Source organism: Streptomyces sp. NPDC089799 (assembly GCF_040684755.1).
GTDB lineage: Bacteria > Actinomycetota > Actinomycetes > Streptomycetales > Streptomycetaceae > Streptomyces.
The window spans coordinates 12,353-25,143 of record NZ_JBFBGR010000003.1; the positions used below are offsets into that span (position 1 = coordinate 12,353).

Sequence of the window (12,791 nt, forward strand, 5' to 3'; positions counted from 1 at the left end):
AAGATGCCTCCAGAGCTTGCAAATGCCAGCCGCTTCGGCCAATGTAGCCATTGGATGATTGACCAGAGGGGCGCTCGACACGGCGACTCGATTCCGTGTTCGAATCCAGTCCCCGGCGGGGGCGGTTCTTGATTGACTCGAACCACACCGGCCCCGGGCGGAAGAGCGGCTCTCCCCCACCCGGGGCATCCGGCAGGTGGTCCCTGCGTGCCGTTCTCGGTAGTCGGCACGCAGGGACCCGGTGTCCGGTCCGTCCAGGCGGGCCGGAGGGATTGGCTGTGCGTACGAAAACCGGCCACGCCGGGCGGCCCATCCCTGGCGGATGCACCAGACGGGCCCGTCGACCGAAGCCTCACCTCCGGGGCGACCTCCGCCGGCCGGCCGCCGCGAGACCCCGGTAGGTGATGGCCAGTCAGGAAAGCTCTGCAGTCGCACCGTTGGGCCACGCCCCCACGGATCACCCGGGCGCGGGCGACGGCGAGGCGGGGCGGCGGAGGACCCTCGGCCAGGTCCGCCGTCGTGGCGAAATGACTACCGTCCGTGATGATCGTCCGGCAACCGGAGGGTGGCAGCCCGGACCGATCTTTGCCATGCTTGGCACCTGCAAAACATCTGTGTGGCGCCTGGACGGCCTCCCCTCCACCCGGCGGTCGAGCGGCCCGCGAGACACGCAGGTCGACCCCTTGACCTGCTCTGGCCCAGGCCATTACTCTGCGTAGACAGCGACCCATACCCACCGAAGGAGGCGACCAGCAGATGTACAACATCACTGACCTGGCTCGCCTCGTGCAGAACACGGTCTGGGTGTCGGGTCGTATCGCACACGGCTGCTGAATTCGCCGTTTCTGAGTGCCCTTCTGCGGCACATCCCGGGTTTCCCGTCATCACCCCTTTGGCACGTTGATGTCACGTGCCGTTTTGCGGCCACTCCTGTCTCGTGGCGCGTCTGAACACAGAAAGCTGCCTGAAAATTGGCAAACATGATGAATCGACTCATCACGCTCTGGAACGAAGGTCCGTCATGGTAGCGGCACGCATCACCGTCAACGGGAAAGAAACCCCCATCGCCCCGGCGGCGCCCCACACCACCACGCTGGACTTCCTGCGTGACCGTGGTCTGACCGGCTCCAAGGAAGGCTGCGCCGAGGGTGAGTGCGGCGCCTGTTCGATCCTCGTGGCCCGTCCCGGCGTGAACAAGCCCACCGACTGGGTGGCCGTCAACGCCTGTCTGGTCCCGGTCGCGGCGCTCGACGGCCAGGAGGTCATCACCTCCGAGGGCCTCGCCACGCCCGGGGAGCCCGGTACGCCCGCCACCCTGCACCCGGTGCAGCAGGAGATGGCGGTCCGCGGCGGCTCGCAGTGCGGTTACTGCACGCCGGGGTTCATCTGCAGCATGGCGGCCGAGTACTACCGGCCCGGTCGCTGTGGGCAGACGACCTCCGACGAAGCCGTGGAGAACGCCGCGGGCGCCGAGCACGCCGCCGAGCACGGCGAGGACGGCGACCACGAGCACGGTCCGAACGGCTTCGACCTGCACTCGCTCAGCGGCAACCTGTGCCGCTGCACGGGCTACCGTCCGATCCGTGACGCCGCGTACGCCGTCGGTGAGCCGGAGGAGCAGGACCCGCTGGCGCAGCGCCGCGAGCAGGCCCCGCCGGAGCCGGCCCAGACCGAGTACACCCAGGGCGAGGCCACCTTCCTGCGGAAGAGCACCCTGGCCGAGACGCTGGAGCTGCTGCGCGAGCGTCCCGACGCGGTCGTGGTCGCGGGCTCCACGGACTACGGCGTCGAGGTGAACATCCGCTCGCGCCGCGAGCAGCTGGTGGTCGCCATCGACCGGCTGCCCGAGCTCCGTGAGCTCCGCGTCGAGTCCGACCACATCGAGATCGGTGCCGCGGTCACGCTGACCGAGATCGAGCGCCGCCTCGACGGCAGCGTCCCGCTGCTGGCCGAGCTGTTCCCGCAGTTCGCCTCCCGGCTGATCCGCAACAGCGGCACCCTCGGCGGCAACCTCGGTACCGGCTCCCCGATCGGTGACAGCCCGCCGGTCCTGCTCGCGCTGGAGGCGCAGCTGGTGCTCGCCGACGTCGACGGGGAGCGCGTGGTCCCGCTGGCGGAGTACTTCACCGGCTACCGCCAGACGGTTCGCCGCCCCGGCGAGCTGATCCGCGCCGTGCGCATCCCGCTGCCGCTGTCGCCGACCGTGGCGTTCCACAAGATCGCCAAGCGCCGGTTCGACGACATCTCCAGCGTGGCGGTCGCCTTCGCGCTGGACATCCAGGACGGAATCGTCCGCAAGGCCCGCATCGGCCTGGGCGGCGTCGCCGCCACCCCGCTCCGCGCTCTCGCCGTAGAGGCTGCCCTGGAGGGTCAGCCGTGGACGGCCGAGACCGCCGAGGCCGCGTCCCGCCTCCTCGAGGCCGAGGGCACGCCGATGAGCGACCACCGTGCCAGCGCCGCGTACCGATCCGCGATGCTCGGCCAGAGCCTGCTGAAGCTGCACGCCGAAACCACCGAGGCGGTGTCGTCATGAGCCATCTGTCCGAACGTCCCGAGAAGCCGGTTGTCGGCGTCTCGATGCCGCATGAGAGTGCCTACCAGCACGTCACCGGCACCGCGCTGTACACGGACGACCTGGTCTTCCGCACCAAGGACACGCTGCACGCGTACCCGGTGCAGGTCATGAAGACCCGTGGCCGGGTCACCAAGCTGAACATCGAGCCGGCGTACGCCGTGCCCGGCGTGGTCAAGGTGCTGACGGCCGCCGACGTGCCCGGCGTCAACGACGCAGGCATCAAGCACGACGAGCCGCTGTTCCCCGACGTGGTCATGTACCACGGCCACTCGGTGGCGTGGGTGCTCGGCGAGACCCTCGAGGCCGCCCGGCTCGGTGCCGCGGCCGTCGAGGTCGAGCTCGACGAAGAGCCCTCGATCATGACGCTGAAGGAAGCGATCGCGGCCGAGAGCTACCACGGTGCCCGGCCCGTGATGGAGACCGGCGACATCGAGGCCGGCTTCGCCGACTCGGCGCACGTCTTCGAGGGTGAGTTCCAGTTCGCCGACCAGGAGCACTTCTACCTGGAGACGCACGCCGCTCTGGCCTACGTCGACGAGGCCGAGCAGATCTTCATCCAGAGCAGCACCCAGCACCCCTCCGAGACCCAGGAGATCGTCGCGCACGTCCTCGGGCTGCACAGCCACGAGGTCACCGTGCAGTGCCTGCGGATGGGCGGCGGCTTCGGCGGCAAGGAGATGCAGCCGCACGGCTTCGCGGCCATCGCCGCGCTCGGTGCCAAGCTGACCGGCCGGCCGGTCCGGCTGCGCCTGAACCGGACCCAGGACCTGACCATGTCGGGCAAGCGGCACGGTTTCCACGCCAAGTGGAAGATCGGCTTCGACGCCGAGGGCCGCATCCAGGCCCTGGACGCCACCCTGGTCGCCGACGGCGGCTGGAGCCTGGACCTGTCCGAGCCCGTGTGCGCCCGTGCGCTGTGTCACATCGACAACACGTACTGGATCCCCAACGCCCGCGTCGCCGGTCTCATCGCCAAGACCAACAAGGTCTCCAACACCGCCTTCCGCGGCTTCGGCGGCCCCCAGGGCATGCTGGTGATGGAGGACATCCTCGGCCGCGTCGCGCCGAAGCTGGGCCTGGACGCGATGGAGCTGCGGAAGCGCAACTTCTACCAGCCGGGTCTGGGTCAGCACACGCCGTACGGCCAGCCGGTCACCCAGGCGGAGCGCATCTCCGCCGTCTGGTCGCAGGTCGAGGAGAAGGGCGGCATCGCCGAGCGCAAGCGCGAGATCGCCGCCTTCAACGCCGCGCACCCGAACACCAAGCGGTCGCTGGCGATCACCGGCATCAAGTTCGGCATCTCGTTCAACCTCACCGCCTTCAACCAGGCCGGTGCGCTGGTGCTGATCTACAAGGACGGTTCCGTCCTGATCACGCACGGTGGCACGGAGATGGGCCAGGGCCTGCACACCAAGATGCTGCAGGTGGCCGCGACCACGCTGGGCATCCCGCTGAGCAAGGTGCGGCTGGCCCCGACGCGGACCGACAAGGTGCCCAACACCTCGGCCACCGCGGCCAGCTCCGGTGCCGACCTCAACGGTGGTGCGGTCAAGAACGCCTGTGAGCAGCTGCGTACGCGCCTGCTGCAGGTGGCCGCCAGCCAGCTGGGGTCGAACGCCGAGGACGTGCGCATCGTCGAGGGCGTCGCGCGCACCCTGGGCAGCGACAAGGAGCTCGCCTGGGACGACCTGGTGCGCACCGCGTACTTCCAGCGGGTCCAGCTGTCGGCCTCCGGTTACTACCGGACCCAGGGCCTGCACTGGGACGCGAAGACGTTCCGCGGCTCGCCGTTCAAGTACTTCTCCTACGGCGCCGCGGCGGCCGAGGTCGAGGTCGACGGCTTCACCGGCAAGTACAAGATCCGTCGGGTGGACATCGTCCACGACGTCGGCGACAGCCTCTCCCCGATGATCGACATCGGTCAGGTCGAGGGCGGCTTCGTGCAGGGTGCGGGCTGGCTGACGCTGGAGGACATGCGCTGGGACGTCAGCGACGGTCCGGGCCGCGGTCGGCTGCTGACCCAGGCGGCGAGCACGTACAAGCTGCCGAGCTTCTCGGAGATGCCCGCGGAGTTCAACGTCTCGCTGATGGAGAACGCCCACGAAGAGGGGGCCGTGTACGGCTCCAAGGCCGTCGGTGAGCCTCCGCTGATGCTGGCGTTCTGCGTGCGCGAGGCGCTGCGTCAGGCCGCCGCGGAGTTCGGTCCGAACGGGGTCAGTGTCGAGCTGGGGGCTCCGGCGACGCCGGAGAGCGTCTTCTGGGCGATCCAGGAGGCCCGCCGGGCCGAGGGCTCGACGGACGGCGCTGCCGTTGTCAGCGGGAACGGTGTCGACGACGCCGTCCCCGCCGGCGAAGAAGTGCTGAGCGGTGCCTGACATGACGTGGGTCGCCGCGGTCGCGCGGTTGCGGGCACGCCGGGAGACCGGCGTACTCGTGACCGTCGCGACCGTGCGCGGTCACGCCCCGCGCGACGCCGGCGCGAAGCTCGTCGTGGGGGAAACCGGTACGTGGGGCTCGATCGGTGGCGGCAACGTCGAGGCCGTCGCGATCGACCGGGCCCGGGAGATGATCGCGGCGTCCAAGCCCGAGCCCGAGCTGATCGACTTCGCCCTGAACGACAAGGTCGTCAACACGCACGGTGTGCAGTGCTGCGGCGGCACGGTCGCGGTCCTGCTCGAACCGCTGCCGGTGGTGCGGGCCGTGGCGATCTTCGGCGTCGGTCACGTCGGGCTGGAACTGGCGCGCATCCTGTCGCGTCAGGACCTCGACCTGCACCTGATCGACACCCGCTCCGACATGCTCACCAAGGAGCGGCTGGAGGTGCTCGACGATGCGGTGGCGCAGGTGCACGCGCACCATACGCCGCTGCTGCCGGAGGAGGTGCTGGAGCAGCTGCCGCGCGGCACGCACGTCCTGATCATGACCCATGATCACGCCGAGGACGCCGCGCTGTGCGACGCCGCCCTGCGCACGGACCATCTCGGTTCGATCGGGCTGATCGGTTCCGCGGCCAAGTGGGTGCGGTTCAAGAAGCGGCTGGCCACCGAAGGCGGTCACGACGAGGCGACCATCAACCGGATCAAGACCCCCATCGGCCTGTCGGAGATCACCGGCAAGGAGCCCGCGACCATTGCCGTGAGCGTGGCCGCGGACCTGCTGCGGACCTTCGAGACCGAATCGGTCTGACCGTCCGGCCCTCCTGCCGGTCCGGCGACGGACCGGCGGCGGACCACCGGGGGCGGCCCGCACGTGCACACACGCACGTGCGGGTCGCCCCTTCGCCATTCCCGGGTACCGTCACTCCTACGAGACACACGTACGAGGCACACGTACGAGGCACACGAAGTCACGCGCGCCCCGGCACGGTCCGGAAGGCACGTCCCGGGCGCGGAGGAGGCCCGCCGATGGACGCTGCCACCGCTGCCGCCGTGGTGAGTGCCGCCCTCGTCCTGGCAGCGCTCACGATCCGTTCCGCCGTCGCGGAGCTGCGGCGTCCCGGCAGCGCGCGCGAGCAGTGGCGGTTCCTCAGGGATCCGGGGGCGTTGACCGCCGCCGGTGTCACGGCCGTCCTCCTCGGGGTGGTGGGCTGGCGGCAGGCCGCCGGGCCGGGGCTGGTGTGGGCGCTCCTGGCCGCCGTCCTGGTCGGTCTGGCGCTGGGTGCCCGGCGCTGACCCGTGCCGGGCACGGCGCCTCAGACCCGGTGGAGCTCCGCGGCGCCGAAGGAGACGTCGAAGCGGTCGCACCAGATGGTCACGCTCGTGTAGTCGGCCGGGCGGACGTCCGCGGGGACCGTGTAGTTCTGGTTGCCCCTGTTGCCCTTGAGCTTGCCCAGGCTGACGTGCTTCCCGTCGTCGAACACGCGCCAGCCCGCGGTGCCCTCCTTCACGGGCGCGTCGGTCAGCCAGACCCGCAGGTCCGGTCCGTTGCTGGTGTCGAGGTCCTCCAGCCGGAGGGTGCGGGAACCGTCGGGCAGTTCGACGAGCCTGACCTTGCCCGTGGTGGTGTGCTCGTGGCTGATCAGCTCGCCCTCGGCGATGGTGCGGGGCCCGGCCGGCCCGGCGGGCGGGGGCGTGCCCGCCGCGGAGGGCGCCGGGGCCGATGCGCCCGATGCGGCCGGCAGCGCCTCGTCGACCGTCCGGTCCGTCCAGAGTTTCCACGGCTGGAACCAGTACACCCCGGCGCCGGCCAACACCGCCGCCACCAGTACCGCGCCGATCAGCACCGGCCTCCGCCGCTTCCCGTTGCCCGCCACCACGACCGCCTTCGTCCGTCCATCCGTGTGTTCCGTACCGATTCAACCCTCCGGAACGGCCGGTGCTCCACCGGGACCCGATGACGGAATCCTTACGGCTCGGCCGCCCGGCTGCCCGGGCCGTCCCGCCGGCACGTCAGCGGGCATCGGTGGTGATGCGGAACCGCAGGCGGCAGATCACCGCGTCGGCGTCCCGGCGCACCGCGCGGGCGACGACCGAGCCGCGCCGGTTCTGCAGGATCCACTGCCACAGGCGGGCCGACTCGGTCATGCCGCCCATACCCCCGGGGCCGGGCCGGCCTACGAGCCGCGGCGGAGGATCTCGCCCGGAACGGCCCGCGGGGGGTTGAGAGGCGCACTTCGCCGCAGGTCACGGTGGTGGTGTCAGGGCGGCGTTAAAGCTTCGCCCGCCGCCGTATGGACCCCGTCAAGGCGTCTTAACTCCGGGGCCGACTCGCGGTTTGCTCGGTCTCGGCCACTCCGGCCGATTCCACTTCATCACTTCATCAGGAGCTCACGATGGCCGATCTGGCCTTCGTCGTCACCACGATCGCGGTCTTCGCGCTGGTGGCTCTCGTCGCCAAGGGGGTGACCGGGCTGTGACCGTCGAAAACGTCGTCGGCCTCGTCGTGGCCGTCGCCCTGCTCGGATACCTCGTCCTCGCCCTCGTGTACCCGGAGAGGTTCTGAGCCGGCATGAGTCCCCAGACCGCTGGCGTGCTCCAGCTCCTGGCGCTGATCGCGGCGCTCGCGCTGGCCTACCGCCCGCTCGGCGATCACATGGCCCGCGTCTACTCCTCCGGGAAGCACCACAGGCCGGAGAAGTGGATCTACAAGGCCATCGGCGCCGACCCGAACGCCGAGATGCGCTGGCCCGCCTATCTCCGCGGGGTCCTCGCCTTCTCCGCGGTGAGCGTCCTCTTCCTCTACCTCCTGCAGCGCCTGCAGGGCGTCCTGCCCGGCTCGCTCGGCTTCTCCTCGATCGACCCGGACCAGGCGTTCAACACCGCCGCATCGTTCGTGGCGAACACGAACTGGCAGTCGTACTACGGCGAGCAGGCCATGGGCCACGTCGTGCAGACCGGCGGCCTGGCGGTGCAGAACTTCGTTTCCGCCGCCGTCGGCATGGCCGTCGCCGTGGCCCTCGTACGGGGCTTCGCGCGCTCCCGCACCGGTGAACTCGGCAACTTCTGGGCCGACCTGGTCCGCGGCACCGTCCGCGTCCTCCTGCCCATCGCCGTCATCGGCGCGATCGTGCTCGTGGCCTGCGGCGCCATCCAGAACTTCGCCGGGATCCACGAGGTCGGCCAGTTCACCGGCGGCACGCAGCAGTGGAACGGCGGGGCCGTGGCCTCGCAGGAGGTCATCAAGGAGCTGGGCACCAACGGCGGCGGCTACTTTAACGCCAACTCCGCCCACCCCTTCGAGAACCCCACCCCCTTCTCCAACCTGTTCGAGGTCTTCCTCATCCTCCTCATCCCGTTCGCGCTGACCCGCACCTTCGGCCGCATGGTCGGAAACCTGCGCCAGGGCTACGCGATCCTCGCCACGATGGCGACGATCTGGGTCGGTTTCACCGCGCTGATGATGTGGACCGAATTCGCCCACCACGGACCGGCGTTCGAGGTCGCGGGCGGGGCGATGGAGGGCAAGGAGACCCGCTTCGGCATCGGCGCCTCCGCGATCTTCTCGGTCGCCACCACGCTCACCTCGACGGGTGCGGTCAACTCCTTCCACTCCTCCTACACCGGCCTGGGCGGCGGCATCCAGCTGCTGGGCATGCAGCTCGGCGAGATCGCCCCCGGCGGTGTCGGATCCGGCCTCTACGGCATGCTGGTCATGGCGGTCATCGCGGTGTTCGTCGCCGGGCTCATGGTCGGCCGCACGCCCGAGTACCTGGGCAAGAAGATCGGAACCCGCGAGATCAAACTCGCCGCCTGCTACATCCTCGTCACCCCGGCGCTCGTCCTCGGCTTCACGGCCGCCGCCATGGCCCTGCCCACCCCGCCGCACTCGATGCTCAACTCCGGCGCGCACGGCTTCTCCGAAGTGCTCTACGCCTACACCTCGGGCGCCAACAACAACGGCTCCGCCTTCGCCGGCCTGAACGCCGACACCCAGTGGTTCAACTCGACCATCGGCATCGCCATGCTGCTGGGCCGCTTCCTGCCCATGGTGTTCGTCCTGGCCCTGGCGGGCTCGCTCGCCGGGCAGAAGCCCGTCCCCGAGACGGCGGGCACCCTGCGCACGGACAAACCGCTCTACGCCGGCCTCCTCGTCGGCACGATCCTCATCATCACGGGTCTGACCTACTTCCCGGCCCTGGCGCTGGGACCGCTCGCCGAAGGGCTCGCGTCATGACCTCCGACGTCAAGAAGCAGGACACCATGCCCCCGGCCAAGGACACCGTCACCGCCGCAGCCGCTCCCACCCGTGCCCCGCACCAGGACGTGCCCGGCGGACACGGGGCGGGCGCCGGACGCGTGGGCGGCGGCCTGTTCGACCCCAAGCTGCTGCTGAAGTCCTTCCCGGACGCGCTCCGCAAGCTCGACCCGCGCGTGATGATCAAGTCGCCGGTCATGTTCGTGGTCCTCGTCGGGTCGGTGGTCACCACCGTCCTCGCGGTCAAGGACCCCACGGACTGGTTCGGCTGGGCCATCACCGCCTGGCTGTGGCTGACCACGGTCTTCGCCAACCTCGCCGAGGCCGTGGCCGAAGGCCGCGGCAAGGCCCAGGCCGACACCCTCCGCAAGGCCAAGACCGATTCCGTCGCCCGCCGCCTCACCGCGGACGGCAGGGGCGAAGAGCAGGTCCCGGGCACCGGGCTGAGGATCGGCGACCTGGTGGTGTGCGAGGCCGGCGACATCATCCCCGGCGACGGTGACGTCGTCGAGGGCGTCGCGTCCGTCGACGAGTCCGCCATCACGGGCGAGTCCGCCCCGGTGATCCGCGAGTCCGGCGGCGACCGCTCGGCCGTGACCGGTGGCACCAAGGTGCTCTCCGACCGGATCGTCATCAAGATCACCACCAAGCCCGGCGAGACCTTCATCGACCGGATGATCGCCCTGGTCGAGGGCGCGGCCCGGCAGAAGACGCCCAACGAGATCGCGCTGAACATCCTCCTCGCGTCCCTCACCATCGTCTTCCTGCTGGCCGTGGTCACCCTCCAGCCCTTCGCCATCCACGCCGGTGCCGAGCAGTCGATGATCGTGCTGACCGCCCTGCTGGTCTGCCTGATCCCGACCACCATCGGCGCCCTGCTCTCCGCCATCGGCATCGCGGGCATGGACCGGCTCGTCCAGCGCAACGTACTGGCCATGTCCGGGCGGGCCGTCGAGGCCGCCGGTGACGTCTCCACCCTCCTCCTCGACAAGACCGGCACCATCACCCTCGGCAACCGCCAGGCCGCCGAGTTCGTACCCGTCAAGGGCACGACGGAGGCTGAACTGGCCGATGCGGCCCAGCTGTCCTCCCTCGCCGACGAAACCCCCGAGGGCCGCTCCGTCGTCGTCCTGGCGAAGCAGAAGTACGGACTGCGCGAACGCCACCGGGGCGAGCTCTCCCACGCCGAATGGATCGCCTTCACCGCCCAGACCCGCATGTCGGGCGTGGACGTCGACGGCCGGAAGGTCCGCAAGGGCGCGACCGGGTCCGTCATCGCCTGGGTGACCGAGCGCGGGGGCGAGGTCGCGGACGACGCCCGGACGCTCGCCGACACGATCTCCCAGGCCGGTGGCACCCCGCTGCTGGTGGCCGCGGAGGACGCAGACGGCCCCCGGGTCCTGGGCGTCATCCACCTCAAGGACGTGGTCAAGGACGGTATGCGGGAGCGGTTCGACGAGCTGCGCCGCATGGGCATCAAGACGGTCATGATCACGGGTGACAACCCGCTGACCGCGAAGGCCATCGCCGAGGAGGCGGGTGTCGACGACTTCCTCGCCGAGGCCACTCCCGAGGACAAGATGGCCCTCATCAAGCGGGAGCAGGCCGGCGGCAAGCTGGTCGCGATGACCGGCGACGGCACCAACGACGCCCCGGCACTGGCCCAGGCGGACGTCGGCGTCGCGATGAACACCGGTACGTCGGCCGCCAAGGAGGCCGGCAACATGGTCGACCTCGACTCCAACCCCACCAAGCTCATCGAGATCGTCGAGATCGGCAAGCAGCTGCTCATCACGCGGGGAGCGCTGACCACCTTCTCCATCGCCAACGACGTCGCGAAGTACTTCGCGATCATCCCGGCCATGTTCGCGGTGGTCCACCCGGGCCTGGACAAGCTCAACATCATGGGCCTGGCCTCCCCCGAGTCCGCGATCCTCTCCGCCGTCGTCTTCAACGCGCTGATCATCGTGGCGCTCGTCCCGCTCGCCCTCAAGGGCGTGCGGTACAGGCCCACCAGCGCGGACCGGATGCTCCGCCGGAACCTCTGCCTCTACGGGCTGGGCGGCCTGATCGCCCCGTTCGTCGGCATCAAGCTCATCGACCTGCTCATCTCCCTCATCCCCGGAATCGGCTGAGACACGACCATGAACAACTCCGTAGGCAGCACGGCACGGTTGGTCGGGGCGGGGCTGCGAGCCCTGCTCGTCCTGACCGTGATCTGCGGGATCGTCTACCCGCTCGCCGTCACCGGGATCGCCCAGGCCCTCTTCCACGACAAGGCCAACGGCTCGGAAGTCAAGGACGGGAGCGGCCGGGTCGTCGGCTCCTCCCTCATCGGACAGAGGTACGACCTCCCGAAGAAGGACCCGGACGACGCCGACGAGGCGGCCCGGCCGGACCTCAGGTGGTTCCAGCCCCGCCCGTCCAACGGCCTCGGCACCAACAGCGTCAACACGCAGTACTCCCTCGTCCTCTCCGGCGCCACCAACCGCTCCGGCGACAACGGCGCCCTCGACGGCAAGTGCACCGGGGACTCCGGGGAAGGCACCCTCTGCGCCCAGGTCCTGGCCGCCGAAAGAGCCGTCGTCACCGACAACTCCACCACCACCTACAGGGTCAGGCCGCAGGACGTGCCGGCCGACGCCGTCACCTCCTCCGGCTCCGGCCTCGACCCCGACATCTCCCCCGCCTACGCGAAGCTCCAGGTCCACCGCGTCGCGGAGAGGAACGGACTGACCATCCCGCAGGTCGAGAAGCTCGTCCGGGACACCACCCGGGGCCGCCAACTGGGCTTCATGGGCGAACCCCGCGTCAACGTCCTCGAACTCAACACCGCCCTCAGGGCACTTGCCGGCAACTGAACGGTCCGCCCGCACGAAGGAAAGGCTGTACACCGATGACCCGGGTGCTGGTGGTGGAGGACGATCCCCAGCTCGTCCGCGCACTGAGGATCAACCTCCAGGCACGCAAGTTCGACGTCGAGGAGGCGTCCGACGGCGGTACGGCCCTGCGGCTCGCCGCCGCCCGCAGACCCGACGTCATCGTCCTGGACCTCGGGCTGCCCGACATGGACGGCATCGAGGTCATCAGGGGGGTGCGCGGCTCCAGCAGGGTCCCGATCCTGGTCCTGTCCGCCCGGCACACGTCGGAGGACAAGATCCGGGCCCTGGACGCCGGAGCCGACGACTACGTGACCAAGCCGTTCAGCATGAACGAGCTCCTGGCCCGGCTGCGGGCGGCCACCCGCCGACAGGCGGAACCGGACCGGAGGGCCGACGAGGTCACCGCGGTCACGACCGACGGCTTCAGCATCGACCTGCTCGCCAAAAAGGTCCGGCGCGAAGACCGCGCCGTACGGCTGACCCCCACCGAATGGCACCTGCTGGAGATCCTGGTCACCCATCCGGGGCACCTGGTCTCCCAGCGGCAGCTGCTGCTGGAGGTCTGGGGGCCGACGTACTCGGACAACACCAACTACCTGCGGGTCTACATGGCCCAGCTCCGGCGGAAGCTGGAGGCGGACCCCTCCCACCCCCGGTACCTGATCACCGAGCCCGGCATGGGCTACCGCTTCGAACCCTGA

The 12,791-nt window shown here is 70.0% G+C and carries 11 protein-coding genes; 9 read left to right on the forward strand and 2 right to left on the reverse strand.

What is annotated here, in order from left to right:
• Positions 1-1,021: 1,021 nt before the first annotated feature.
• The 4 genes from AB0O36_RS03220 (at position 1,022) to AB0O36_RS03235 (ending at position 6,246) form a co-directional block, all read left to right on the forward strand.
• Positions 1,022-2,533 carry an FAD binding domain-containing protein gene (locus AB0O36_RS03220; protein WP_365103314.1) on the forward strand — a complete coding sequence of 504 codons (1,512 nt, stop codon included), beginning with the start codon at positions 1,022-1,024 and terminating at the stop codon, positions 2,531-2,533.
• Positions 2,530-4,950 carry a xanthine dehydrogenase molybdopterin binding subunit gene (xdhB, locus tag AB0O36_RS03225; protein ID WP_365103317.1) on the forward strand — a complete coding sequence of 807 codons (2,421 nt, stop codon included), beginning with the start codon at positions 2,530-2,532 and terminating at the stop codon, positions 4,948-4,950. Before AB0O36_RS03220 ends, xdhB begins: the two co-directional genes overlap by 4 nt.
• Before the next feature lies 1 nt (position 4,951).
• On the forward strand, positions 4,952-5,761 hold the full coding sequence (xdhC, locus tag AB0O36_RS03230; protein WP_365103949.1) for a xanthine dehydrogenase accessory protein XdhC: 810 nt from the start codon (positions 4,952-4,954) through the stop codon (positions 5,759-5,761).
• 218 nt (positions 5,762-5,979) lie between these two features.
• Positions 5,980-6,246: a hypothetical protein gene (locus AB0O36_RS03235; RefSeq protein WP_365103320.1), complete on the forward strand. Its 267-nt coding sequence runs from the start codon at positions 5,980-5,982 to the stop codon at positions 6,244-6,246.
• 20 nt (positions 6,247-6,266) lie between these two features.
• Here the strand turns inward: AB0O36_RS03235 and AB0O36_RS03240 are convergent, their stop codons facing one another.
• Positions 6,267-6,827, reverse strand: a complete 561-nt coding sequence (locus tag AB0O36_RS03240) for a DM13 domain-containing protein (protein ID WP_365103323.1) — start codon at positions 6,825-6,827, stop codon at positions 6,267-6,269.
• 136 nt (positions 6,828-6,963) lie between these two features.
• The gene (locus AB0O36_RS03245) at positions 6,964-7,098 is read right to left on the reverse strand and encodes a hypothetical protein (protein WP_365103983.1); all 135 of its coding nucleotides are present in this window, start codon (positions 7,096-7,098) and stop codon (positions 6,964-6,966) included.
• 328 nt (positions 7,099-7,426) lie between these two features.
• Here AB0O36_RS03245 and kdpF point away from each other — a divergent pair, with 328 nt between their 5' ends.
• From kdpF to AB0O36_RS03270, 5 genes are read left to right on the forward strand one after another with little or no spacing between them, the layout of a single operon-like run.
• Positions 7,427-7,516 carry a K(+)-transporting ATPase subunit F gene (kdpF, locus tag AB0O36_RS03250; protein WP_365103326.1) on the forward strand — a complete coding sequence of 30 codons (90 nt, stop codon included), beginning with the start codon at positions 7,427-7,429 and terminating at the stop codon, positions 7,514-7,516.
• Between the two features lie 6 nt (positions 7,517-7,522).
• Positions 7,523-9,187, forward strand: coding sequence for a potassium-transporting ATPase subunit KdpA (gene kdpA / locus AB0O36_RS03255; RefSeq protein WP_365103328.1), 1,665 nt, complete (start codon positions 7,523-7,525; stop codon positions 9,185-9,187).
• Positions 9,184-11,343: a potassium-transporting ATPase subunit KdpB gene (kdpB, locus tag AB0O36_RS03260; protein ID WP_365103331.1), complete on the forward strand. Its 2,160-nt coding sequence runs from the start codon at positions 9,184-9,186 to the stop codon at positions 11,341-11,343. The genes kdpA and kdpB overlap by 4 nt, the downstream gene beginning before the upstream one ends.
• A gap of 9 nt (positions 11,344-11,352) precedes the next feature.
• Complete coding sequence (locus AB0O36_RS03265) at positions 11,353-12,069, forward strand: potassium-transporting ATPase subunit C (protein WP_365103334.1); 717 nt, start codon at positions 11,353-11,355, stop codon at positions 12,067-12,069.
• A 35-nt stretch (positions 12,070-12,104) separates the two neighbouring features.
• Positions 12,105-12,791: a response regulator gene (locus AB0O36_RS03270; RefSeq protein ID WP_365103337.1), complete on the forward strand. Its 687-nt coding sequence runs from the start codon at positions 12,105-12,107 to the stop codon at positions 12,789-12,791.